Origin of the sequence: Synechococcus sp. Minos11, assembly GCF_014279855.1 — a bacterium.
GTDB lineage: Bacteria > Cyanobacteriota > Cyanobacteriia > PCC-6307 > Cyanobiaceae > RCC307.
On sequence record NZ_CP047953.1, the window covers coordinates 920,288 to 943,275 of the forward strand.

The following is a 22,988-nucleotide window of genomic DNA, read 5'->3' on the forward strand; positions in this document are numbered from 1 at the left end:
CCACAGGTCTGAGCCAGTTTCAGCTCAGTTGGCCTTCAAGTCGAGAAATTGAAAGCTCTGCTCTCCAGCTGGGCTGTCACCGAAGGCTTCGGTGCGAATCACGCGCTCACTGAGCACCCATGTTCCGCCTTCACCCAATGGCACGAAGGTGTCGGTGAAGTGATTCACACCACCTTTGGCTTCGCCGCTGGCTGGGTCGGCGTATTGGCTGCTGTAGCGCTTGCTCAAATAGCCGCTGCCGGTGTCGGTGACTTCTGCGGTGTGGATGGTCACCACGGTGCCGTGGATGTGGCGGTGCACCATCGTCACCACATTGTCTTTGATGCGGTACTTGTCGCCTTCCCCTTTGCCGCCTACGAGAACCTCAAGGCCTTCATCGGTGCTGTCGCCCGCGCTGAACTGGTTGTCCTTGTGGGTCACCTCAAAGGGGCGACGCACCCGGTGGATGCAGACCTCCCAAAGTTGGGAAGCCACAGCTTTGTGCACCTCCTCATTGCTGATGCCTTCAACTTCAGCCTTGAGGTCGCTGCCAACTTTGAAGCGGCCCTCAACCTGCTGATCGCCCTGGCTCCAGAGGCAGCGGCCGCTGTAACCAGCGAAGCCAGGATCCCAGGTGTAGCGGTTGTTGTAGGCCTCTGCGAAGAGGGAACGAATGTCGGTGCCCGGGGCGATGGGAGTGCTGACGCTCATGGCTGTTGGTGCAGATCCTGCAAGGCGTTGATGGGCAGATCATTCTGCCGCTGCAGGCAGCCCACTGCTTCCACTGCCGCTCTGGCCCCCGCGAGGGTGGTGACGGTCGGCACGCGGTAGTCGAGGGCGGCCCGGCGCAAGTAACGATCGTCGTGGGCGGCTTGCCGGCCAATTGGGGTGTTGATGATCATCTGCACCTGATCGGAGCGGATCGCATCTTCGATGTTGGGTCTGCCCTCGTGGACTTTCAGCACCGGTTTGACCTTGAGGCCGTTGGAGCAGAGGTACTTGGCGGTTCCCTCGGTGGCAATCAGCTCGAATCCCTGCTCCTGCAATTTGCCGGCCACTTCCACCAGAGCTTCCTTGTCACGGTCGTGGGTGGAGAGAAACACGGTGCCCTTGGTGGGAAGTACCTCGCCTGCAGCTAGCTCGGCTTTGGCGTACGCCATTCCAAAGTTGCTGGCGGTGCCCATGACTTCGCCAGTTGAGCGCATCTCTGGGCCTAAAACAGTGTCGGAACCGGGGAAGCGGCGGAAAGGCAAGACGGCTTCCTTGATGGCTTGTAGCGGAGGCTTGGGCTCCTCTTGCAATCCCAACTGCTCCAGGCTGCGGCCCGCCATCAGGCGACTCGCCAACTTGGCTAAGGGCACGCCTGTTGCCTTGGCCACAAAGGGCACCGTGCGCGAGGCACGGGGGTTGGCCTCAATGATGTACACCTCGTCGTGGCAGACGGCAAATTGCAGGTTGATCAAGCCCTGCACCTGCAAGGAACGCGCCAAATCGGCGCTCCATTGGCGAATCGTGGCCAGGGCTTCGGGTTTGAGGCTGACCGACGGCAAGCAGCAGGCTGAATCGCCGGAGTGGATCCCTGCCGGCTCAATGTGTTCCATCAGCCCACCGATCACCACCTGACCGCTCTCATCACAGAGGGCATCAACATCCACCTCGGTGGCGTTTTCCAGGTATTGATCGATCAGCACCGGTTGATCGGGGTCCACCTGCACGGCTTCGCGCATGTAGCGATCCAATTCATCGGCGCCGAACACCACCTCCATGGCACGGCCCCCCAGCACGTAGCTGGGCCTCACCACGACCGGGTAGCCGATGCGCTCAGCAATGGCTCGGGCCTCGTCTTCACTGCGGGCGATGCCATTGGCCGGTTGGCGAATCTGCAGCTTGCGCAGCACGCCTTCAAATTGTTCGCGGTCTTCTGCTAGGTCGATCGATTGCGGTGAGGTGCCCCAAATGCGGCAACCGGTGGTTTGGCCTTGCGCCGATTCCAGCCAGCGCAGCAGTGGCAGGGCCAGCTTGAGCGGGGTTTGTCCGCCGAATTGAACGATCACCCCATCGGGACGCTCGGCTTCGATGACATTGAGCACGTCTTCGAGGGTGAGCGGTTCGAAATAAAGGCGATCACTGGTGTCGTAATCAGTTGAAACCGTTTCCGGGTTGCTGTTCACCATCACCGTTGCGAGCCCCTCCTCTTGCAGGGCGAAGGAGGCGTGGCAGCAGCAGTAGTCGAACTCGATGCCTTGGCCGATCCGGTTCGGACCTCCACCAAGGATCATCACCTTTCGGCGTGATTCCGGCGCGACCTCCGTCTGCGGGGCCAAGACCTCAAGCTGGCCTGCAGCATTGAGCCATTCGACCGGGCGCTCGTAGCTGGAGTAGTGGTAAGGCGTCGTGGAGGCAAATTCAGCGGCGCAGGTGTCGACTGTTTTGAACACCGCATTAATTCCCAGCCCTTGGCGATGGGCTCGAACAGCCAATTCGTCGCTGCCTGTGCACCAGGCGATTTGCCGGTCGCTGTAGCCCAGCTGTTTGAGCTCGAGCATGGCCTCGGCATTGAGCTCGTTGAGGGAGCGCCCTTGAAGCAAGGCTTGTTCCCGGTGCAGCATGGCCGCCAATTTGGCCAGGAACCAGGGGTCGATCGCGCTGAGGGCATGCACCTGCTCAATGCTTCGGCCCCGCAGCAACGCCGTGCGAACCGAAAAAATTCGCTCGGGTGTTGGGGTGCGCAAGTTGGCATCGAGATCCCCTTCGCTGGGATTGGCTTCAGCGCGATCAGCGCCCCAGCCGGCATGGCCTGTTTCCAGCGACCGCAGGGCTTTCTGGAACGACTCCTCAAAGCAGCGTCCGATCGCCATGGCTTCACCCACCGATTTCATTGAGGTGGTAAGAACCGATGAGCTGCCACTGAACTTTTCAAAGGCAAAGCGGGGCACCTTGGTCACCACGTAGTCGATGGTGGGCTCAAAGCAGGCCGGCGTTTTGCCAGTGATGTCGTTGATGATTTCGTCGAGCCGGTAGCCCACGGCTAGGCGGGCAGCGATTTTGGCGATCGGGAACCCAGTGGCTTTGCTGGCCAAGGCCGAACTGCGGCTGACGCGGGGGTTCATCTCGATGACCACCACATCGCCGTTGGCTGGGTTGATGGCGAATTGGATGTTGCTGCCGCCGGTGTCGACACCGATCTCGCGGATGATCGCCAGGGATTGATCGCGCAGGCGCTGGTATTCGCGATCGGTGAGGGTTTGTGCTGGCGCCACCGTGATCGAATCACCGGTGTGAACCCCCATGGGATCCAGGTTTTCGATGCTGCAGATGATCACCACGTTGTCGGCGGTGTCGCGCATCACCTCCAGCTCAAATTCCTTCCAGCCGAGCAGCGACTTCTCAATCAGGATCTGATCAACGGGGCTGGCTTCTAAACCGCTATTGCACAGCGCCCGAAATTCCTCGGGGTTGTAGGCGATGCCGCCACCCGAACCTCCCAGGGTGAAGGCGGGGCGAATGATGCGTGGGTAGCTGCCGATTTGATTGCCAACGGCTTCGGCTTCTTCCATGGAGGTGGCGATCCCCGATGGGCATACCCCCACACCGATCCGTTCCATCGCCTGTTTGAACAGGTCGCGGTCTTCGGCTTTCTCAATGGCAGCCAGGTTGGCGCCAATCAGCTCCACGCCATAGCGCTCGAGTGTGCCGTCCTTGGCCAGGCTCACGGCCAAGTTCAACGCGGTTTGGCCGCCCATGGTGGGCAGCAGGGCATCGGGCTTCTCCAGCTCAATGACACGCCGCACCACATCGGGGGTTAAGGGCTCGATGTAGGTCCGATCTGCCATCTCTGGATCGGTCATGATCGAGGCGGGGTTGGAGTTCACCAACACCACCTCAAAGCCATCAGCCCGCAAGGCTTTGCAGGCTTGCGTGCCGGAATAGTCAAATTCGCAGGCCTGGCCGATCACAATCGGCCCAGATCCAAGCAGCAAAATGCGGCGAAGGTCCGTGCGACGGGGCATGGGCCAGCGTTGACTCAAAACATTCTCAGCTTCTCATCCCCCCGTCGTGCTTCGGCTGGCGGTCGCTACGCTGAAGGTTGACCTTGACCTTTGAGTCGTCCCCGTTCATGAGTGAGCTTCAGCGCCTGAAAGGGCTGCTGCCTCCAGAGATGCAGAGCTGGGTCTTCGTGGAGGCCGCGGCCGCTGCTGATCCACCGCTGGTGAGCCTTGAGGAGATCGGGCGTGATGAGGTGGAGATCCAGGTGGATCTCGAGAAGTGGGATGCCCTGGCGCTCGACCACCGCAATCTGCTCTTCTGGCATGAGGTGGGCCGCATCCAAAACGATGCGATTCCCCGCGATGGCTGGGAAATGGCTGCCTTGGCCATCGGCCTAGGCGGTGCCATTGGTGAGCTGTGGGTTCAAGACGGCTTGCTGCTTGTGTTGGCCATGGGGCTTTCGGGCTTTGCCGGCTATCGCTTGTATCTGAAAAACAATTCTGAGAAGCGTCTGCAAGACGCCATTGCCGCTGATGAGCGGGCCATCAACCTGGCCACCCGCTTTGGTTACACCCTGCCCAATGCCTACAAAAGCTTGGGTGGCGCCCTGAAGGAACGCATCGAGCAGACCCGTAAAAAGCGGCAGCGCAGCTTTTTTGAAGATCGGCTTGAAGCTCTGCGCAAGAGCGCTGGCCGCGCCCGCGCTGAAATGGCCCAACAGCAGGGCAGCAGTCGCTCTGTAAGTAGTGAGAACGTGTATGGATAGTGAAGCGCTGGTGCAGCTGGCTGCTGAAGCTGCCGACGACCGCAAAGCCGTTGATATCCGCCTGCTCAAGGTGGATGACGTCACCACCTTGACCGACTGGTTTCTGGTTTGCAGCGGTCTCTCCACGGTGCAGGTCAAGGCCATTGCCCGCTCAGTTGAAGATCGTTTGGAAGAGCAGGGGCAGCTTCCCTTGCGCAAGGAGGGCTTCAGCGAAGGGCGCTGGGTCCTGCTGGATTACGGCGATGTGATTGTCCAGGTGCTCACACCAGAAGAACGCAGTTACTACGATCTGGAGGCTTTCTGGGGACACGGAACAACTGTTCCTTTTGTCTCTGCGGTGGCGTCGACTGGATCTTCAAGCTGAACCATGAGCGTCTGTCCGGTGCCGGCGGAACAACAACCCCTGCGCCAGTACGAGGAACTGACCGCGTCTTGGTTTTTTCGGTGGCCTTCCACCAGTTTTGCGGCCTTGAGCCGCCGGCTAGCCCAGGGTTGGTTGCTGCTGCTGCCGATCACTTTGTTGGTGGCCAGCGGCAGCATTCCGTTGCGCCACGACGTGCCGCGGTTGTTTGCCGCTGGTGCCGTTTCCGCCTTGGTGTTGCCTTTGCTGCTGTTGGTGCGTCAGTGGCTGGGCTGGACCTATGTGCATCGCCGCTTGATGCGTGAGCGCATCACCTATGAGGAATCGGGTTGGTACGACGGGCAGGAGTGGGAGAAGCCCTTGGAGTGGCGTGAGAAAGATCTGTTGATTGCTCAACATCAGGTGAGGCCTGTGCTGGGCCGTTTGCTGCGGGCTATCAGTGTTCTGGCTGCGCTACTGCTCTGGGGCGCCAGCCTCTGCCAGGCTCTTTGAGATCGGCACCGACGCATGACGTCATCGATGGGTCTTAGTGGTTCCAGCCTTGCGGGCCATCCCCCGCTGGAGGTGCGGCTGCTGCGCGATGGGATGACCGAATCGGTGCACCGGGTGCATGCCGTGGTCTGTGACCAGCGCGGCCGCCTGTTGATGCGCGCTGGAGATGCCCAGCATCTGAGCTTTATTCGTTCGGCGCTCAAGCCCTTTCAAGCCCAGACTTTTGTCTCCAGTGGTGCCCTCGATGCTCAAGGGGGCGCGGAGCGCGCAATGGCGATTGCTTGCGCCTCCCATGACGGCGGCAAAGACAAAGCCCGTGAAGCCTTCCAGATTCTCTGGCGGGCCGACATCGATGCGTCGATGTTGCGTTGCCCGGTCCCAGCGGGCAAAGAGAGCCCGCTGGAGCACAACTGCTCGGGAAAGCATGCGGCGTTTTTGGCCAGTTGCCGGCGCATGTGCTGGCCTTTGGAGGGCTACCTCAACAAAAATCACCCATTGCAGCAGGAGTTGTTTGGCCGCATCGCTGAGCTCCTGGGGTTGCCAAAAGATGAACTGATCATCGCGAGCGATGACTGTGGCGCCCCCACCGTTCAGCTTCCTTTGAGTCAGATGGCGCTGCTGTTTGCCCACCTTGGGGCTGGAACGCTGCCCAACCTCGAGCGCTTGGTGCGCGCGATGCAGGCCCACCCCGAGCTGGTGGCAGGGGTTGGTCGTTTTGACACCGAGCTGATGCGCCGCGGCTTGGACATGCTGATCAGCAAAGGTGGCGCTGAGGGGATTCAATGCCTGGCTCGTGTGGGCGAGGGTCTTGGTTTGGCGATCAAGGTGGAAGACGGCGCGAGCCGCGCCAAACGTGCGGTGGCTTTGCACCTGTTGCGTCAGTTGGATTGGCTCACGCCCACCGCTTTGGAGGAACTGGAGCAGCAATTCATGATTCCGATGGCTGGTCAGCGGCTTGAGGTGATCGGCGAATTGGTTTGATTGGTTGCCAACTGTCGCCGTTGTCACCTAAGTTTTGGTTTCGGTTGCCGCGGGGTAGAGCAGCCTGGTAGCTCGTCGGGCTCATAACCCGAAGGTCGGGAGTTCAAATCTCCCCCCCGCCACCAATTCCTTCAACCGCTCCTTCTGGGGGCGGTTTTTTATTGGCTTAGTCCACCAGCTATCAGGTGGGTGCGGATCGCTTCTCCCACGCTCGCCGTTCGGTTCTGCAGATGCAGCTTGTGATGGCTAGCAGGTGTTGCCGTGCTGTGACATTGACGATGAGCTCGTTGGCATCAATGCGCATCTCAGCTTCGAAACCGTTTGAGCTGCTGATAGCACCGCGGTGTCGTCAGCGGGATCTCAGCCCTTTGGTGGCAACGTCCTAATGAGCCAGCTGCCGCCGGATCCCTTCCGCTGCGGCTGCTGTGCGGCCTTGAACATCAAGCTTTTGCATGATCGTTTGCACATGTCCTCTGGCTGTCGAGCCAGCGATATGCAGCCGTTGGCCGATCTGCTGATTGGTGAGGCCATCGCAGAGCAGCTGTAGCACTTCGCATTCGCGGCGCGTGAGTTGCAGCGGGTCTGGATAGCGTTTGCTGGTGATCGCCATGGTTGCTCAGCTGGTGTGAAGAGTTGGGCTGGTGTCTGCGGAACGATCCAGCCCAGCCAGCTCCCCTGCATCCCACCGCTTCAGGAGCTGGCGAACCTACTGAATGGGTTTTGTGTGACCACCGCGCGACTGAATCGTTGCGGTTGTTGTCAAGAGTCGTACGACTCACAACGACACAGCCCTAGAGACGTCGCTCCTCCAAAGCTGCGCTGAGCCGCTCCACCGCTTGCGCCAATTGCTTTTGGCTTTCCGCAGCAGGATCGGGTTTGGCGGTGCGGTGCCTGAGCCGCTCCACGCTCTTGACCACCACAAACACAACCGCCGCCACGACCACAAAGTTCAGCAGTGCCACCAAAAGGTTGCCTGCTGGCCAGCTGCTGATTGAATCAATGCCCAGCTCGGCCATGGTGGGGTTGAGGGCTGCGGTGGTGAACAGTTCCACAACCGCTTGCACCACCTTGGTGAAGGCCGCTCCAATAATCACGGCAACCGCCAGATCAACCACGTTGCCGCGGTTGATGAAGTCAAGAAATTCACGGCCGAGTCCTTTGCCCATGGGATTGCCCAAGTTGGGTTTCAGGATGCCGACTTTGCCGCTTGGTTTCAGGCTGCAATCGGTGTGGTGTGGAGGTGGATCATGATTTGCAGCTGCTCAGCCACCTCGAGCCAGTGCTGGCGTTCGCCCTCTGTTGTGGCGTCTTCTGCCCGCTGGATGAGTTGGCTGCGGCGCTCAGCCAGCTTTTCAATGAATGAAATGGTGTCTGACATTTCAACCATTATTCGCTCAGGCGAAATTATCAGAACCAGCCAGAAATGGCGTTGATTTGTTCTTTCGACTCAGAACGTTGGACTCTGTGACGTTCAACGTGATGTTGCGTTACTTGTGTTGCATTGACTGCAAGCCATAACGACTACGACGTCTTCAAAGCATCCACCACCTCAGGGAAGTGCTCATCGAGGCAGTGGTCACAGACGCCATGGCTAAAGCCCATCGAGGTGGTGCGGCTGAGGTAGTTCTCCAGGTAGTCCCAGTCCCCTTCGGAATCACGCACCTTTCTGCAATAGGAGCAGATGGGGAGCACCTGTTGGCTGCTGGTGATGCTGCTCAAGCTGTTGAGCAGGCGCAGCGAGCGGCGGCGCAGTTCCAACAGGGTCACCACCTGCCGGGCCAGCGACTTCATCACGATCAGCTGCGCATCACTGAGTGCTCCCGGTTTGCGGTCAATCACGCAGAGGGTGCCGAGGCGATGCTCCGCGGGTGTTTCCAGTGGGAAGCCGGCATAGAGGCGAATGTTGGGATCGCCGCTGACCAGAGGGTTATGCCGAAAGCGTGTGTCGTTGAGGGCGTCCTCAATGATCATCGGCTCGGAATCGGCGATGGCATGGGCGCAAAACGACCAATCCCGTGGTGTTTCTCGCGCTTCTAAGCCAACGGTTGACTTGAACCATTGCTTCTCATCGCTCACCAAGCTCATCAGGGCAATTGGTGTACCGCAGGTGATCGAAGCGATGCGGGTGATGTCGTCGTAACACTGCTCTGGCCGGGTCCCCAGCACGCGATATTCGGCGAGGGCTTGGAGCCTTTCTGCCTCATTGGCTGCCCGTTTGGCTGAGTAATACAGAGCCATCCAAAAACCTGAGGTTCATCCCTGTAAAGGGCCCTATGACGGTGTTAATGGCGATCAGGATTGTCTGGCTCGTGAATTATTGATCGGGGATAAAACGTATTGATTGGCAATCAAATGGTTTGCCCCCTGCTCAGCTAGCGGCAACATCGCAGGACCGGCTGAACAGGCCGTTCAGGTAGTGCTGGGCAACCGCGCGATCACTGCTGCCGTTTTGGAACAGGAAGCTGGCCAACGCCGAGCTCACGAGTTGGTATTGATCCCACTGCGGGTTGGATTGCAGGAAGCCCTGCATGCTGCCGAACAGGGCTTCGGGGATTTCGGCTTCCAGGCTGATGATTTCTTGGCTTGGGTTGGCGTTACTGGTCTGGCTGTTGCACCCGTCGTTCAACGTTGGCTCTCCGCTTGCCCAGTGATGAAGCCACACATCGGGGTGCTTCGTCAAAGGTGGTGCTGATGTCGAATCAGCTCCTGTCTCATCGCTGAGATTGCTCTCGCTACCAGTGTCTGTATCAACCGAACATGACGACTTTCTGCTGATTGAATCGCTTGGCCTCGAGCGTCAAGTGATTCGTTCGGGCTGATGCGATCTCCACAGAACGACCAAATTAGGAGCTTGTAAGGAGAAAACCTGTGGAAAGCCCCCCGGCCGCCTGGGGAAAAGCCCGCTTGGCTGTGGAGAACAGGAAACGATTAGCAGGGCTAATGATTGTGAGTCTTGCGAGACTGGCATGAGAGCGCGACGGATGTGATCGTTAGATGCTGGGTTTTTCTTCCGATTTGATCTGCATCGTGCGAGGCCCGAGGGGGTGATCCGCGTGGGGATAGATCGGGTGGTGATGACCATGGTCGTGACTGTGGTCATGACTGCCCTGGGGAAGCGGCACGCCATCGGGCTGGCAAGCCCCGGTGCATTCGTTTTCACAGAGTTGGCAGGGCTCATTGAGGCCCTCGACGTGGTGGTGATGGCTGTGCTGAGGAGCGCCAACTTCGGTTTCAAAGCCGAGCACCTGCTGGCGGTATTTGCAGAGTGAGCAATTCATGGCGGTGTCGCCGCGAACCACCTCCGCCACCCGTTCGATGAAGGTGTCGATCACCATTGGGTGATCACCGAGGTAGCTGGCTTGTAGGAATTCCACCTCGGGGTGGTCGGCGGCAACGCGCTCGCTGTGTTGCCGGATGCGGCTGACCAGCACCCCTGAAAACAAGAAATAGGGGAACACGATCACGCGCTTGAAACCCAGCTTCACCACATGGCGTAGGCCAGGCTCCACCAAGGGGAAGGTGACACCGGAATACACCGTTTCACCCCAGCCAAAGCCAAAACCCTCCACCAGCATCCGGGTCACCTTGGCGACATTGGAGTTGGCATCAGGGTCGGATGAGCCGCGGCCCACCACGACCAGCAGGGTGTCGCTCAAGGGCACATCGCCGCTGGCCTGATCAATGGCCTCGCGGATGCGTGCCCCCGCCGCTTGGATCATCTTGAGGTCAACCCCCAGTTCGCGGCCGTAGTCGACCTGCAGACCGGTCTCAGCGCTGTAGGTGTTCAGCACCGATGGGATGTCGTTCTTGGCATGGCCTGCGGCAAACAACATTCCGGGCACGGCGAGCACCCGCTGAACCCCTTGCTGCCTCAGCTTCTCGAGGCCATCGCGAAGGATGGGCCTGGCAAATTCCAAGTAGCCATGTTCCACCGGTAGCTGGGGGAGCTTGCGGCGCAGGCCATCAGCCAGCTTGGCGAATTCATCGACGGCCAAGCGATTGCGGCTGCCATGGCCGCAGATCAGTACGCCGAGTCCGTCTGCGCTGGTGAAGTCGTCCGCCATGGGTTGGCCTTACTGCAAGCGACGCTATCGCCTGGCTTTCTCTAGAGCCCGAGCCCCACGGTTTGTCCCGACTGATGACTGCTCACGCAGGCATCCATGACCTGCTGGCTGGCGAGCCCCTCCAGGAGCCCCGGCACCATGGGGCGCTGTTTGCGAACGGCATCAGCCCACCAGCCGATCAGGCGGCTCACAGGAGCAATACGGCCGTCTTCCCAGCTGCGAGCAAAGCTCAAGCTTGGATCGGGAGGCAGGGGCGCCAACCCAGCGCCACCTTTGGATCCCTGTAGGGAAAAGCCATGGACGTAGTCGCTCTGATTGCTGGACCCCAGCACCAGCGTTCCCTCTGAGCCGTAGAACTCCATCCAGCAGCCGCGCCCTTGGCGGGCTGTGGAGGCGAGGGCGAGCTGGGCTGAGAGCTGTTGACGCGCTCCTGGCCACTGGGGTTCGAGTTGCAGTTGGGCAAATGCCGTGTCGGCTGCATCCACCTGGCCCAGCCCAGATCCATCAGCTTTGGGCCTTTCGCTGATCGCCACCGAGAGCTGAGATTGCACTTGGCGGACGGGGCCCACCAGCCACTGCATCATGTCGAAGGCATGGCTTCCCAAGGCGCCCAAGACCCCTCCTCCGAGGGCCTGCTGGGAATACCAATTCCAGGGGCGCTGCGGGTTGGCCCGGCTGCCCATCAACCAATCAAAACGAAGCAGCCAGGGATCGCCGAGCCAGCCCTGGTGAAGCAGGGCGGCCAGCTGTTGAAACGCTGGAACGGCCCGGTATTCGAAATTCACCGCGCAAATCAGCCCGCGTTCAAGGGCCAGCTGTTCGAGCTGCTGGGCTTCTGAGGCATTGAGGGCCACAGGCTTTTCCAGTAGAAGATGCTTGCCGGCCAACAGCGCCTGTTTGGCGAGTTCAAACCGAGCAGCTGGTGGGGTGGCAATCACCACAGCTTCCACTGCAGGGTCGCCAAGAACTTGCTCAAAGTTGCTGCTGCCGGGCAGCTCGGCGGCGCGGCTGGCTTGCTCGACCCGGTCTTGGCGTGGATGCCATAACGCCACGGGCACGGCTTGGGGGCAGGCCCGCAGCGCTGGTATGTGCACCTTCTCGCCAAAGCCCAGACCAGCAACGGCAACTCCAAGGGGGCGTGGAGCGCTCATCAAGCCAAACCCTCCAGCTGAGCTTCTTGGCAAACCTGCTCCATCACGCTGGAGATCAAGGCGTCTTCGGAGGCAATCTCCCAATCGGCCTGAAGCTTGGGCAGGCCATTGACTTGCAGATCACGAAAGCGCTGGCTTCCGCACTCAATCGCCATCACATACAACTGGCCGGATGGATTGGGTTTGTCATCGGTGGCCGCTGGCGTGAACCGGCTGAGCACGGTGAGCTCACCGCGGCGGTTGAGCCTGAGGCTGCCTTTGTCCCACCACTGTTGGCCTTCCTCAGTGGCCGGCACTTCGATCCACTCCACTGGTCCGGCCCAGGCGGCTGGCCCGGGTGCCAGGAGCAGGATCAACAGCAGCAGCCACGACAGCAGCCGGGAGCTCATGCCGAGACAGCTGCTGGTTGTTGGTGCATTTGCAGCAAGCTCGCCAGTCGGCTGCGCAGCTGGGTGCGCGGAATGATGGCGTCAACAAACCCGTGGTCTTGGAGGTATTCGGCGGTTTGGAAGTTGTCGGGCAGTTTTTCGCGCAGAGTTTGCTCAATCACGCGGCGCCCGGCGAAGCCAATCAAGGCTTTGGGCTCGGCCAAGATCAGATCGCCCAACATGGCGAAGCTGGCGGTCACACCACCGGTGGTGGGGTGGGTAAGCAGCGGGATGTAGAGCAGTTTTCTAGACCGGTGCCGCTCCAGCGCGCCGGAGATCTTGGCCATCTGCATCAAGCTCAACATGCCCTCCTGCATGCGGGCACCACCGCTGGCGCACACCACAAGCACAGGCAGCTGTTGCTCGGTGGCCGTTTCGATTAAGCGGGTGATCTTCTCGCCCACCACCGAGCCCATGCTTCCGCCCATGAAGCGGAAATCCATCACCGCCAATGCAATGCCTTGGCCTTCAATGGTTCCGGTGCCGCAGACCACGGCATCACGCAGACCCGTTTGGCGTTGGCTATCGCGCAGACGATCGGCGTAGGCGCGGCGGTCTTTAAAGGCGAGCGGGTCGGTGGGGCTGAGTTCACCATCGACGGGAATGAAGCTGCCGGGATCCAGCAAAATCCGCAGCCGCTCTTCGCTGTGAATCCGGTGGTGATAACCGCAAGACGCGCAGACACTGGCATTGGCAATGAGGTCTTTGCGGTACACAACCTCGCCACATTCCGGGCATTTGCTCCACAGGCCATCACCCTCATCGGGCTCAGGCGTTGGGCGCAACGCGGGAGCCGTCTTGCGGCGATCAGCAAACCAGTCGAGCAGCGACAAACGACAATCCTCTGATGGGGACCATTAAAAGCCCATGGGCCCCGGGTTGATCAAGAGGGCCCAAAGGGCATCACAGGCCAACCAGCTCAGCAGCCCGCCAACGGCCAAAAAGGGCCCAAATGGAAAGGGTTGCTTGGGACCTAACAAGCCGCTGAGCCGGCCAGTCAAGCCAAAGGCGGCGCCCAAAACCACTGCAACAGCGCAGGCCACGGCCAGTCCTTGCAAGCCGAGCCAAGCCCCCAGCAGGGCCGCCAGCTTGGCGTCACCCAAACCCAGCGCCGGGGCCCCCAGCAGTTTTTCGCCCAGGCCGCTGATGCCTTCAAAAATCAGCAGTCCGGTGGCGGCGGCCACCGAATGCCACAGCAACAGTTCAGTTCCGAGGCCAAGCCACCAGCCCGCTAGCGCTGAGAGAGCTAGGCCGCTGATCACACCCCAACGGCACAGCGGTTCAGGCAGGCGCATGGTGCGCAGATCGATCAGGGCCAGCGGCAGCAACAAACTCAGCAGCAGGCCCCCTGCCAACAGGTTGGGGAATGGGTCTAAGGGGCCGAAGCGTCCAACCCCCGGCTGGGCGAGCAGCACCCAGAGCCCACCGCTGAGCAGCTCAATTAAGGGGTATTGAACGCTGATCGGGCCATGGCAGAACTGGCACTGGCCGCGCAGCAGAACCCAGCTGAGCACTGGGATGTTGTTGGTCCAGGGCAGGTCATGGCCGCAGCGCGGGCAGTGGCTGCCGGGCCACACCACGGATTCACCGCGCGGCAGGCGCCACACCACAACGTTCAGAAAGCTGCCGATGCAGAGCCCCAGCAGCAGGGCGAGCAGCATCATCGCCGTTGGCGCAGCCGGCCATGGGTGCGGCGGCGCAACAAGTCGAGCTCTAGAAACTGCTCCTCAGGGAGCAAAACGGGTGGCTCAAATATCACCCGGCCACTGAAGTTTCGGGTTTCAATCACAACCCCGAGCGGCTCTACGCGAGCGCCATAACGCTCCAAATGAGCCAGATAAAGCTGACGGCCAACACTCAGCAATCGCGACAGTTGATCCGGTGACCATCGCGCTGGACCCGGATCGATCGACGCCTGGGCGCCGCGTATTGCGAATGAGGGCATGCTCACGCCCTCAAATTAGCTGCAACGCAGCAAATGTTCAGGCCTGGGCGCGCTTTTCCTCGATCATGCGGTGAATGATCGGGGTCAAGATCAGCTCCATGGCGAAGCCCATCTTGCCGCCGTTCACCACGATGCTGGTGGGGCTCGACATGAAGGAGTCGTGGATCATGTTGAGCAGGTAGCTGAAGTCAATCCCCCACTTCTCGCGAGCTCCCTTGCGGAAGTGGATGATCACGAAGCTCTCATCGGGAGTCGGGATGTTCCGGCAGATGAAGGGGTTGGAGGTGTCCACCGTGGGCACCCGTTGGAAGTTGATGTCGGTGCGGCTGAACTGCGGGCAGATGTGGTTGATGTAATCCGGCATGCGGCGCAGGATTGTGTCCACAATCGCTTCAGCGGAATAACCGCGCTCGGCGTTGTCGCGGTGGATCTTTTGAATCCACTCGAGGTTGGTGATGGGCACGACGCCCACTAACAAATCCGCCAGGGAGGCCACGTCGTAGGTGTCGCCCACCACGCCGCCGTGCAGGCCTTCGTAGAAGAGCAGATCGGTGCCGCTGGGGATGGGCTCCCAGGGGGTGAATTGACCGGGGTCGAGGTTGGTGCCGAGGCGAGCGTTGTGCTCGGAAGCCTCTTCTGGGCTGTGCAGGTAGTAGCGCTTTTCGCCGCCGCCAGATTTGCCGTAGGTGCGGAACAGCTCTTCGAGCTTGTCGAACAGGTTGGCTTCGGGGCCGAAGTGGGAGAAGTTCTCGCCAGCAGCCAGGGCATTGGCCATGGCCTCCTTCATCGGCATCCGCTCGTAGCGGTGATAGCTGTCGCCCTCCACCACAGCAGGGGTGATGCCCTCGCGAGCAAAGATGTGCTCAAACGCCCGCTTCACAGTGCTGGTGCCAGCTCCGGAGGAACCGGTGACGGCAACGATCGGGTGGAGGCTGGACATCAACTACGGCACGTGCTCGGGGGAGTTTGCCATGAAGCCCCCCCGTTGGTTCAGCCCAGGGCTTTGAGCAAGGCCTCACCCATGGCTTGACAGCCCACGGCGGTGCAGCCCTCGGCCATCAAATCGCCGGTGCGCAGCCCCTGGGCCAGCACTGTGTCAACGGCTTTTTCAAGGCTGGCGGCAGCGGCTTCTTGCTTCAAGCCAATGCGCAGCATCATCGCCGCTGACAACACCATGGCCAGCGGGTTGGCCTTGTCTTGGCCAGCGATGTCAGGGGCGGAGCCATGCACCGGCTCAAACAGCCCAGGCCCATCACTGCCCAGCGAGGCCGAGGGCAACATGCCGATCGAGCCGGTGAGCATGGCGGCTTCATCGCTGAGGATGTCACCAAACAAGTTGCCAGTGAGCAGCACATCGAACTGCCGCGGGGCCCGCACCAATTGCATCGCGGCGTTGTCCACATACATGTGGCTCACCTCCACGCCGCTGTAATCGCTGGCCATGGCATCCACCCGCTCACGCCAGAGCTGGCTGACATCGAGCACATTGGCTTTATCAACCGAGCACAGCCGTCCGCTGCGCTGGACAGCCAGGTCAAACCCAACCCGCGCGATGCGATCGATTTCGCTGCTGCTGTAGGTCATGGTGTTGAAGCCGCGTTCCTCGCCGCTGTCGGTGGTGACGCGGCCCTTGGGCTGGCCGAAATAGATGCCTCCGGTGAGCTCCCGCACCACCATCAGATCGACGCCGCTGATCACCTCTTCGCGCAGGGTGCTGGCGCCGATCAACGCCGGCACGATCTTGACGGGACGCAAATTCGCGAAGAGCTCCATGCCCGCGCGCAGGGCCAAGAGGCCCGATTCCGGCCGTTTGGCGCGCGGAAGGTTGTCGTATTGGGGACCACCGATGGCGGCCAGCAGCACGGCATCGGCCCCGCGGCAGGCCGACAGGGTGCTGGCCGGTAGCGGTTCACCGGTGGCATCAATAGCCGCACCTCCCACCGGTTGTGGGTCAAAGCTGAGGCTGAAGTTGTGCTGTTGGGCGACCACCTCGAGCAACCGACGGGCCACGGCCGTGATCTCCGGGCCGATGCCATCACCGGCCAGCAGAGTGATGCGATAGCTGCTCATCAACGCCTGAACGTCCAGGCGCTGAACCTACTGTCCGGCTTTCTCCTCGTTCAGGCGCCGCACGGTGCGGGCCATTTCCGGCAGCTTGTTGAAGGCGGCTGAGCAGCGCAGCCAGAGGCGGTTGGGGATGGCGGGGTAGCCGCTCACGACTTCACCGGCAGCGATTTCCCCATGGATCCCTGACTTGCTGGAGGCGATGGCGCGATCGCCCACGACAGCCCGATTGGCCACACCGACTTGGCCGGCCAGGATGACGCCATTGCCGAGGCGGGCTCCACCGGCAATTCCCACCTGCGAGGCCAACGCACAGCCCTTGCCGGTCACCACGCCGTGACCCACCTGCACCAGGTTGTCAATTTTGGTGCCGGCGCCGATGCGGGTTTCACCCACCGATGGTCGGTCGATGGTGCTGCCGCAGCCCACCTCCACCAGATCTTCCAGCACCACTTGGCCGGTTTGGGGCATCTTGCGCCAGCCGCTGGCGGTGGGCACAAAGCCAAAGCCCTCCGATCCCACCACGGCATTGGAATTCACCACACAGCCTTGGCCCAAACGGCTGCCCGGATGCAGCACGGCATTGGCGTGAATGGTGCAACCAGCTCCCAGTTGCACATCGGCGTAGAGCACAGCGCCCGGATGCAGGGTGCTGTCAGCTCCGATCACCACATCAGCTCCAACCACGACCCGCGGGCCAATGTGCACACCAGCGCCGATTTGAGCGCTGGGGTCCACCACGGCGGTGGGATGGATACCCGCCGCCGGCTTGGCTTCCGGATAGAGCTGCTCGAGGGCCTCGGCAAAGCCCAGCCGTGGGTCTTTGAGGGCTACCCAGGCAATCCCAAGCTGGGTGGCTTGCTGCTGAAGTTCGGCGTTACAGGGCAGCAGCAGCGCTGAAGCCCCTGTGCTGCTCAGCGCTTTGCTGAGGGCATTGTCTTTTTCCAGAAAACTGAGCTGGCCCTTGCCGGCTTGATCGAGAGCCGCTGCACCCTCGAGGTCCGGGTCTGAGGCGAGATGGATCTCCGCTCCGTCTGCACCGCTGAGGCTCTCCAGTAGGGCGCTGAAGCGGGGCATGCCGGTGTGGTTTAAGGGGGCGGCGGGATCGTAGGCCGACTCAGGTGAGCTGTGATCACCATCTGATCGCGGTGGACCACCACGCCCTGCACCTGATCACTGCTGCAGCGGCTTAAGCCACGGGCCAATTCCTGGCCGCTGCTGTTGCAGATGCGAACGGGTTGTTGGGCCTCAAAGGAACCCTCGATGCTGCTCACCCCAACGGCCAACAGCGATCCACCCTGCTCGATGAGGGCCTTTTCAGCGCCGGCATCAATCACCACGTCCGCTTCAGGCACCAGGGCATGGGCCAGCCAGCCTTTGCGATCTGGAATCGGTTCGGAACTGGGTAAAAAGCGGGTGCCATGGTCACCACCACCGAGCAACTCACGCACCACAGCTGGGCTGCGTCCATTGCCGAGGCGAACCTGGATGCCGCTGGCGGTGGCGATGCGGGCTGCCGCCAACTTGGTGGTCATCCCACCGGTTCCCCAGCGGCCACCATCACCGGCGGCGGAGTCGAGGGCATTGAGTTCATCGAGGTCGCGCACTTCCCGAATCGGCCGGGCGTTGGCGTTGGCTTTGGGATCAGCCGAATACAGCCGATCGACATCGGTGAGCAACAGCAACTCATTGGCGCCAATGGCGACGGCAACCAGAGCAGAGAGGGTGTCGTTGTCGCCAAAACGGAGCTCTTCGGTGGCGAGGGTGTCGTTCTCGTTGATGATCGGCAGCACATCCCAGTCCAGAAGCTGCAGAAGGGTGCGGCTCGCCTTGATGAACCGCCGCCGTGAGGCCAGATCACCACGGGTGAGCAGCACTTGGGCCACGGTTTGACCATGGGGCCGAAACACAGCGTCGTAGCGCGCCATCAGTTGGCCTTGGCCAATGGCTGCTGCCGCCTGCAGCTCCTCCACCAGTTGCGGCCGCTGCGCCAAGCCCAGTTCATTGCAGCCCAAACCAACAGCGCCACTGGTGACCAGCACCAGGCGAGTGCCGCGCTGCCTCTCGGCGCTGAGGTTGGCGGCCAGCGCCTGCAGAAACTCATCACCAGCCCTCAGCAGGCTGGTGCCCACCTTGACCACCAGGGTGCGCTGCGTCACTGGGGCAGACCGCTATCCACGCGCGCTCCGCACCAGCGGGCGAGGGTGCGCTCTCCGCGCTGCAGCCGGTCGTTGTGTGAAGCACGGCCGCTGACACCAATGGGTTGCACCAGCACGGTGAACAGTCCCAATCGGTTGCCGGCCAGAACATCGGTGAACACCCGATCGCCGATCAGGGCCACTTGCTGCGCCGGCAATTGCAACTGCTCCAACACCTGCCTCAGGGGGCCGCGCCGCGGCTTGCCGGCACCAGCTGTGTAAGGCAACTCAAAGCTGTTGGCAACGGCTTCGATGCGCCGGCGGCTGGGGTTGTTGCTGAAGAGATGCAAACGGAACTGTTGGCGCGCGTCGTGGACCCAACGCACCACCCGTTCGGGCAGCACCTGGCTGTGGCGGGGAAGCAGGGTGCAATCCACATCGAGCACCAAGGATTCAATGCCGCGATCGCTGAACACCTCCAGCGGCAGATCGCAGAGTGTGCCTTGGGGCGCCCAGCTTGGTTCCAGCAGCCGCTTGAGGTTCAATCCTGGCTCTCCCGCTCCTCCAGTTCGGCCTCGATTCGGGGTTGGATCCGCTCAAATTCATCGCCCTGCACCAGCTGGGCATGGCCGTTCTCCATCCGCGCCACCACAAAGAAGGGGTCTAAGGGGATGTAAAGGCCGTATTCCTGTTCAGCAACCAGAAAGCTCACCAGCAACTCATAGGTTTCGGCGTCGTCATCGTCGTCATCGTCGGCGTCCACGTCGAGTTCTTCGGGGTCGGGCTCATCCAGCTCACCGGCCACGGTCAAGGTCACGGCCGAGCGCACCAAGCTGAGTTCATGCTCTTGCAGCACCACCTCGGCGGTGGAGAGCACCGGTTCACTGGCAATGGCGGGCTCGATCAGCTCTGGCTCGTCGTCATCGGAGAGACGAAACAGGCAGACGGGGGTGTCCACCGGGGTGAGCAAGGCGTAGTCGTTGCCATCGAGGGGGATGAGTTGCTCGAGAAAGCAGAGCAGTTCTTGGCCTTGCCCGTCTTTGACATGGACCGTGGGCACATCACCACTGCCACTGATCGGGGGTTGCTCGCTCATCGCCGCTTGGGATCCGCCTCCAGCTTCCCTTACCGCATACGGGCTGTCAGTGGTTAGGGCCCGAGGCGGGGACAGGTTCCGGTCCGTCCTGCAGCCACTGCTGAAGCAACAGGGCAGCAGCGGCACTGTCGAGTCGCCCGGTGCGATCCCCATGCAGGCCGTGCTGTTCGGCGGCCGCCCAGCTGCTGGAGTGCTCATTCACCCAGGCCACAGGCAAGCTCAAGCTTTGGGCGAGTCGTTCGCCATAGCGCCGGCAATGCTCGGCTTGGGGCGTGAAGGCCCCGTCGGGATCCAAGGGCAGGCCGACCACCAGCGCCAAGCAGCGGCGCTGCTCCACCAGGGGTTTGAGCTGCTCCAGGTCCTGGTGGAAGCGGCCTCGCTGCAGGGCCGGTAGCGGCGTCACGCTCAGTCCGAGCGGATCGCAACCGGCCAGGCCAATGCGGCGCCGGCCCACATCGAGCGCCAAAGCGGAGCGGGCTTGCGGCGGCTGCTTCAGCGCCAAGGCATCGCCCCGGGCACTGGGCGACCAGGCTGCAATTGCCCCACCAAACGCTCCAGGGTGCGGCTGGCCAACTCCCCAACCGCGGGGCTTTCTTGGCGGCGCCAAAGGCTGCGGGCAAGCACCAACTCCTCTTGCAGAGCCTCGGCGCCTTGGCTCTCCAGCCAGGCCATGCCGGCCTGGTTGCGCACTTCGCAGCGCAGGCTGATGGGCCAGTGGGGTTGGCAACTTTGACGCAACAATTCAGCCAGCGGCGGCCCCATCAGTTGGCTCCAAGCGGGGTGCAAGCTCAGCTCCACCTCCACACCATCGCTGTTGCTGCGCTTGAGCAGCCGGGCTGCTGCAACGGCTTGGTGACGTTGGCTGTCGACCAACAACAAGCTCCCGCTGCGCGCATCATCGAGTAGGTCTTCTCGGCGTAGATCCTGCATTTGACGCAGCAGGCTGGGGGTGGCGGAGAGCTCAAGTTGCAGCAACAGAGCGCTGTTGGTGCTGTTGAGCGTCTCGAGCTTGAGCTGTCCTGGTAGTTGCTGGCAGCTCTGCAGGTGTTCAGCACTGCTCAGGCGCCAAACCTGCTGCTGTTGCAGGGTTTGGAAGCCCTGTTCGCGCAGGGCCGCCAGCACGGGGGTGTCATGGCTGCCGGCGCGGGCAATCCAGCTGAGGGCGCCAGGCACCCGTTGAATCACCTCACGAATCAGCAGGATCGTGGTGTCGGTGCGGCTTTGCACCTCGTCTTCCAGCAGCAGCTCATCGATTCGCCAGCAGGTGCCGCGGCGGTTGCAGGGCTCCGCCACCAGCAGGCCAGCGAGGCCACCTGAGGGATGCAAGGCCACCAGGGCCACGGGCGGTGAGCTGGCGGCTCGGTTGATCAGATTGTTCAGTCGTTGCGGCCACCGCTGAAGCAGCAGGTGCTGCAGCCGAGGGCGTAGGGGCTGCCAGCGGGCACCTTGAAGCAGCGCCAGGTGTTGGAGACCCAGCGGTTGCAGCTTCAGCAGTTCGCACTGAGGGCCAATGGCCATCGCGCAACCCTTCCTACCTGGATGCTATCGACGTTCTGCCGACTGCGGACGCACCACCACCAACGGAGTGCGTTGGTTGGCATTGCCGGCCGGATTGGGCCGCAGTGCCCGCTCCAGCAGGGCCTCATCACAACCTTGGCTGGAGGCCAGCACCTTGACCCGGCCGAGATCATTCACATCCACCACGGCGACGCCATGGCCAAGTGAGGCGGCCAGCTGCTCAACCAGTTCTTGGCTGCGTTCGGGACCCAGCACGATGGTTTGGTCGTAGGGGGGTGTTGAGCCGGTGACGTCGTCGATCAACCGCGCTTGCTCGCCGGCCAGTCGGTAGAACCAGCCCCTGCTGCCCACCAACTTCAAGGCGGTGCCAATCAGCCAAGCCATCAGAACCCGGGCCGGGCCCACTTGATCGATCAGGGTTTGTAGTCCGCAAGCTGTGGCCAGGCTGCTGGTGGGGTGGAAGATGCGGCAGAGCTGGCGCGCCAGGCCAGAGACCTGAAGTTGGGAGGGGTGCTGATAGCGGCCCTGCATCACCGCTAAGGGGCTCTCGGCCACGGTGAGGATGTCGCCGCTTTGCATCACCGCAGCGCTGTAGCGGCGCAGCACGGTTTCGACATCGTCAAGGCGTCCTAGGAGGTGGGTGCGGACCGGCAGCACCTGGCAGCCATCGCCGGCATTCCAAACCGCATCGCTGGCCGTGAGCCGTTCGGGGTGGCGCAGTGGAACCAGGAAGCCGTCGCGGCGCAGCAGACGACCAAAAGGTCCGTAGTTCCACCAGTGGACGTCGACCCAGAGGGTGTCGAGCCGCTGCTCGAGATCAAGACCCTGCAGTTCAAAGCTGATCGTTGCTTGCGTGCGCTTGTGGCCCTTGACGATGTAAGCGAACCAATAGCCGTCGTCGCGGGCCTCCTCATCGGGGTGTTGGGGCGTGATGCGGCTGGTGATGGCGACATCAGCGAGATCACACCGGCCGAGCAGGGTGGGCACCACGGTGAGCTCGGGAACGAACACCTCCATGCGCTGATGGGAGTTGCTGATCTCAACACTCCCCTCCACAAACAGCCGCCCATCGCGCTGCTGCACACTCCAGTTCTGCGGTTTGACCTGCAGAGGAGAACGGGGCCGTAAGCGGTGACGCAACTCCAGCCACAGCAGCGTCAGACCAAAAATCAGTAGCGCCACCAACAGCACGGAGAACAGCGAGCAGAGCGGTGAGTTCATCCGGTGGTGGCATTGCATTGCTGGCCGGAGGGTACCCGCTCCGGGCCAACGTTCCTAGCTTGTGAACGCGTGCAGCTTCGCCATGGCCCATCCCAGCGTCACCGCCTTCGTTGAACAAGCGTCAGGTAGCGACTCGCTGAAGCAGCGTTTGCAGTCGGCCGATCTCAGCGAATTGCTTGCGATTGCTCGCGAGCACGATTTGCACATGGGTGAGGCGGATGCCCTCTACGCCCATGCCAAGCACGGCATGGAGCTCTGGGGTGTTGGGCACGAGATTGAGGCTCCCAAGCAATCCCCCAGTGCTCCAGTGGGCGCGCTGCTCGATCAGATCAAGACCAGCCCTGAGCTCAAGCAGAAACTTGAGAGCGCAGATTTAGAGCAGTTGCTGAGCATGGCCAAGGCCCACAACGTAGATCTCGGCCACGCCCAAGACCTCTACGACAAAGCTCGCGAGCAGTTGGAAATCTGGTGAGCCGAGCTGTTCACGTGGATTTAGTCCAACAGCGTTAGACCGCTTACAGCTCCCTTCGCTCACCATGAGCCAGGCCAACCTGGATCGTTTCTTGCAAGAGGCACGGACCAACACCTCTCTGAGTGACCGCATGAAAGAGGTGCGTAGCCATGACGAGCTGATCAAGCTTGCCGCTGAGCATGGTCATGAACTCAGCAAGCCAACGGTGATGCGGCATCACTTCCACCGACTCGCCGGAATGAGTGACAACGAGCTTGCGGATCTCGGTCACGACGTCTTCGACCGGAACTTCTCTGATGTCTTCATCGGCTCTTTTATCTAAAAA

At 61.5% G+C, this 22,988-nt stretch carries 28 protein-coding genes and 1 tRNA gene; 7 read left to right on the forward strand and 22 right to left on the reverse strand.

Annotated elements, in window-relative coordinates:
• Positions 1-24: 24 nt before the first annotated feature.
• Entirely contained in the window at positions 25-690 is a 666-nt protein-coding gene (locus SynMINOS11_RS04985; RefSeq protein ID WP_186550241.1) for a DUF3386 domain-containing protein, read from the reverse strand.
• Entirely contained in the window at positions 687-3,989 is a 3,303-nt protein-coding gene (gene carB, locus SynMINOS11_RS04990) for a carbamoyl-phosphate synthase large subunit (protein ID WP_186550243.1), read from the reverse strand. The genes SynMINOS11_RS04985 and carB overlap by 4 nt, the downstream gene beginning before the upstream one ends.
• A 107-nt stretch (positions 3,990-4,096) precedes the next feature.
• Between carB and SynMINOS11_RS04995 the strand changes: the two genes are divergently transcribed.
• The 5 genes from SynMINOS11_RS04995 (at position 4,097) to SynMINOS11_RS05015 (ending at position 6,691) form a co-directional block, all read left to right on the forward strand.
• On the forward strand, positions 4,097-4,732 hold the full coding sequence (locus SynMINOS11_RS04995; protein ID WP_011935398.1) for a DUF3318 domain-containing protein: 636 nt from the start codon (positions 4,097-4,099) through the stop codon (positions 4,730-4,732).
• On the forward strand, positions 4,725-5,096 hold the full coding sequence (rsfS, locus tag SynMINOS11_RS05000) for a ribosome silencing factor (RefSeq protein ID WP_186550245.1): 372 nt from the start codon (positions 4,725-4,727) through the stop codon (positions 5,094-5,096). Before SynMINOS11_RS04995 ends, rsfS begins: the two co-directional genes overlap by 8 nt.
• Before the next feature lie 3 nt (positions 5,097-5,099).
• Positions 5,100-5,585 carry a CGLD27 family protein gene (locus tag SynMINOS11_RS05005; protein ID WP_186550247.1) on the forward strand — a complete coding sequence of 162 codons (486 nt, stop codon included), beginning with the start codon at positions 5,100-5,102 and terminating at the stop codon, positions 5,583-5,585.
• A 15-nt stretch (positions 5,586-5,600) separates the two neighbouring features.
• Entirely contained in the window at positions 5,601-6,566 is a 966-nt protein-coding gene (locus SynMINOS11_RS05010) for an asparaginase (protein WP_011935401.1), read from the forward strand.
• 48 nt (positions 6,567-6,614) lie between these two features.
• Positions 6,615-6,691, forward strand: a tRNA-Met gene (locus SynMINOS11_RS05015).
• A 257-nt stretch (positions 6,692-6,948) separates the two neighbouring features.
• Here SynMINOS11_RS05015 and SynMINOS11_RS05020 read toward each other — a convergent pair.
• From SynMINOS11_RS05020 to SynMINOS11_RS05115, 20 genes are all read right to left on the reverse strand, one after another.
• Positions 6,949-7,176 (reverse strand): helix-turn-helix domain-containing protein, encoded by a 228-nt coding sequence (locus SynMINOS11_RS05020; RefSeq protein ID WP_011935402.1) that lies wholly within the window; start codon positions 7,174-7,176, stop codon positions 6,949-6,951.
• Between the two features lie 181 nt (positions 7,177-7,357).
• On the reverse strand, positions 7,358-7,732 hold the full coding sequence (gene mscL / locus SynMINOS11_RS05025) for a large conductance mechanosensitive channel protein MscL (RefSeq protein ID WP_186550249.1): 375 nt from the start codon (positions 7,730-7,732) through the stop codon (positions 7,358-7,360).
• A gap of 47 nt (positions 7,733-7,779) precedes the next feature.
• The gene (locus SynMINOS11_RS05030) at positions 7,780-7,944 is read right to left on the reverse strand and encodes a hypothetical protein (RefSeq protein ID WP_186550251.1); all 165 of its coding nucleotides are present in this window, start codon (positions 7,942-7,944) and stop codon (positions 7,780-7,782) included.
• Positions 7,945-8,087: 143 nt separating this feature from the next.
• Positions 8,088-8,804: a GAF domain-containing protein gene (locus tag SynMINOS11_RS05035; RefSeq protein WP_186550253.1), complete on the reverse strand. Its 717-nt coding sequence runs from the start codon at positions 8,802-8,804 to the stop codon at positions 8,088-8,090.
• Positions 8,805-8,934: 130 nt separating this feature from the next.
• Positions 8,935-9,192 carry a DUF2811 domain-containing protein gene (locus SynMINOS11_RS12905; protein ID WP_043737972.1) on the reverse strand — a complete coding sequence of 86 codons (258 nt, stop codon included), beginning with the start codon at positions 9,190-9,192 and terminating at the stop codon, positions 8,935-8,937.
• Between the two features lie 364 nt (positions 9,193-9,556).
• Entirely contained in the window at positions 9,557-10,630 is a 1,074-nt protein-coding gene (locus SynMINOS11_RS05045; protein WP_011935407.1) for a sirohydrochlorin chelatase, read from the reverse strand.
• 41 nt (positions 10,631-10,671) lie between these two features.
• Positions 10,672-11,781 carry a Gfo/Idh/MocA family protein gene (locus tag SynMINOS11_RS05050; RefSeq protein WP_186550254.1) on the reverse strand — a complete coding sequence of 370 codons (1,110 nt, stop codon included), beginning with the start codon at positions 11,779-11,781 and terminating at the stop codon, positions 10,672-10,674.
• Entirely contained in the window at positions 11,781-12,170 is a 390-nt protein-coding gene (locus tag SynMINOS11_RS05055) for a hypothetical protein (RefSeq protein WP_186550256.1), read from the reverse strand. The genes SynMINOS11_RS05050 and SynMINOS11_RS05055 overlap by 1 nt, the downstream gene beginning before the upstream one ends.
• Positions 12,167-13,042 carry an acetyl-CoA carboxylase, carboxyltransferase subunit beta gene (gene accD / locus SynMINOS11_RS05060; protein ID WP_011935410.1) on the reverse strand — a complete coding sequence of 292 codons (876 nt, stop codon included), beginning with the start codon at positions 13,040-13,042 and terminating at the stop codon, positions 12,167-12,169. The genes SynMINOS11_RS05055 and accD overlap by 4 nt, the downstream gene beginning before the upstream one ends.
• A 24-nt stretch (positions 13,043-13,066) precedes the next feature.
• Positions 13,067-13,873, reverse strand: coding sequence for a prepilin peptidase (locus tag SynMINOS11_RS05065; protein WP_186550258.1), 807 nt, complete (start codon positions 13,871-13,873; stop codon positions 13,067-13,069).
• The gene (locus SynMINOS11_RS05070) at positions 13,870-14,154 is read right to left on the reverse strand and encodes a hypothetical protein (RefSeq protein ID WP_043736769.1); all 285 of its coding nucleotides are present in this window, start codon (positions 14,152-14,154) and stop codon (positions 13,870-13,872) included. The genes SynMINOS11_RS05065 and SynMINOS11_RS05070 overlap by 4 nt, the downstream gene beginning before the upstream one ends.
• A gap of 37 nt (positions 14,155-14,191) precedes the next feature.
• Complete coding sequence (locus SynMINOS11_RS05075; protein WP_011935413.1) at positions 14,192-15,094, reverse strand: phosphoribulokinase; 903 nt, start codon at positions 15,092-15,094, stop codon at positions 14,192-14,194.
• Between the two features lie 50 nt (positions 15,095-15,144).
• Entirely contained in the window at positions 15,145-16,224 is a 1,080-nt protein-coding gene (gene leuB, locus SynMINOS11_RS05080) for a 3-isopropylmalate dehydrogenase (protein WP_186550260.1), read from the reverse strand.
• 27 nt (positions 16,225-16,251) lie between these two features.
• Positions 16,252-17,295 carry a UDP-3-O-(3-hydroxymyristoyl)glucosamine N-acyltransferase gene (gene lpxD / locus SynMINOS11_RS05085; protein ID WP_186550262.1) on the reverse strand — a complete coding sequence of 348 codons (1,044 nt, stop codon included), beginning with the start codon at positions 17,293-17,295 and terminating at the stop codon, positions 16,252-16,254.
• Between the two features lie 11 nt (positions 17,296-17,306).
• Positions 17,307-18,377 (reverse strand): glutamate 5-kinase, encoded by a 1,071-nt coding sequence (gene proB / locus SynMINOS11_RS05090; protein ID WP_186550264.1) that lies wholly within the window; start codon positions 18,375-18,377, stop codon positions 17,307-17,309.
• Positions 18,374-18,901, reverse strand: a complete 528-nt coding sequence (locus tag SynMINOS11_RS05095; RefSeq protein WP_011935417.1) for a YqeG family HAD IIIA-type phosphatase — start codon at positions 18,899-18,901, stop codon at positions 18,374-18,376. Before SynMINOS11_RS05095 ends, proB begins: the two co-directional genes overlap by 4 nt.
• Positions 18,898-19,452, reverse strand: a complete 555-nt coding sequence (locus SynMINOS11_RS05100) for a DUF3727 domain-containing protein (RefSeq protein ID WP_186550266.1) — start codon at positions 19,450-19,452, stop codon at positions 18,898-18,900. The genes SynMINOS11_RS05095 and SynMINOS11_RS05100 overlap by 4 nt, the downstream gene beginning before the upstream one ends.
• 46 nt (positions 19,453-19,498) lie before the next feature.
• Complete coding sequence (ruvX, locus tag SynMINOS11_RS05105; RefSeq protein ID WP_186550268.1) at positions 19,499-19,954, reverse strand: Holliday junction resolvase RuvX; 456 nt, start codon at positions 19,952-19,954, stop codon at positions 19,499-19,501.
• Positions 19,945-20,970 carry a hypothetical protein gene (locus tag SynMINOS11_RS05110; RefSeq protein ID WP_186550270.1) on the reverse strand — a complete coding sequence of 342 codons (1,026 nt, stop codon included), beginning with the start codon at positions 20,968-20,970 and terminating at the stop codon, positions 19,945-19,947. The genes ruvX and SynMINOS11_RS05110 overlap by 10 nt, the downstream gene beginning before the upstream one ends.
• A 24-nt stretch (positions 20,971-20,994) precedes the next feature.
• The gene (locus SynMINOS11_RS05115; protein WP_255445501.1) at positions 20,995-22,191 is read right to left on the reverse strand and encodes a F420-0:Gamma-glutamyl ligase; all 1,197 of its coding nucleotides are present in this window, start codon (positions 22,189-22,191) and stop codon (positions 20,995-20,997) included.
• A gap of 82 nt (positions 22,192-22,273) precedes the next feature.
• Here SynMINOS11_RS05115 and SynMINOS11_RS05120 point away from each other — a divergent pair, with 82 nt between their 5' ends.
• Together SynMINOS11_RS05120 and SynMINOS11_RS05125 are read left to right on the forward strand one after the other, a co-directional pair.
• The gene (locus tag SynMINOS11_RS05120) at positions 22,274-22,663 is read left to right on the forward strand and encodes a Nif11 family protein (RefSeq protein WP_011935422.1); all 390 of its coding nucleotides are present in this window, start codon (positions 22,274-22,276) and stop codon (positions 22,661-22,663) included.
• A gap of 64 nt (positions 22,664-22,727) precedes the next feature.
• Positions 22,728-22,985, forward strand: a complete 258-nt coding sequence (locus tag SynMINOS11_RS05125) for a Nif11-like leader peptide family natural product precursor (protein WP_011935423.1) — start codon at positions 22,728-22,730, stop codon at positions 22,983-22,985.
• Positions 22,986-22,988: the final 3 nt, after the last annotated feature.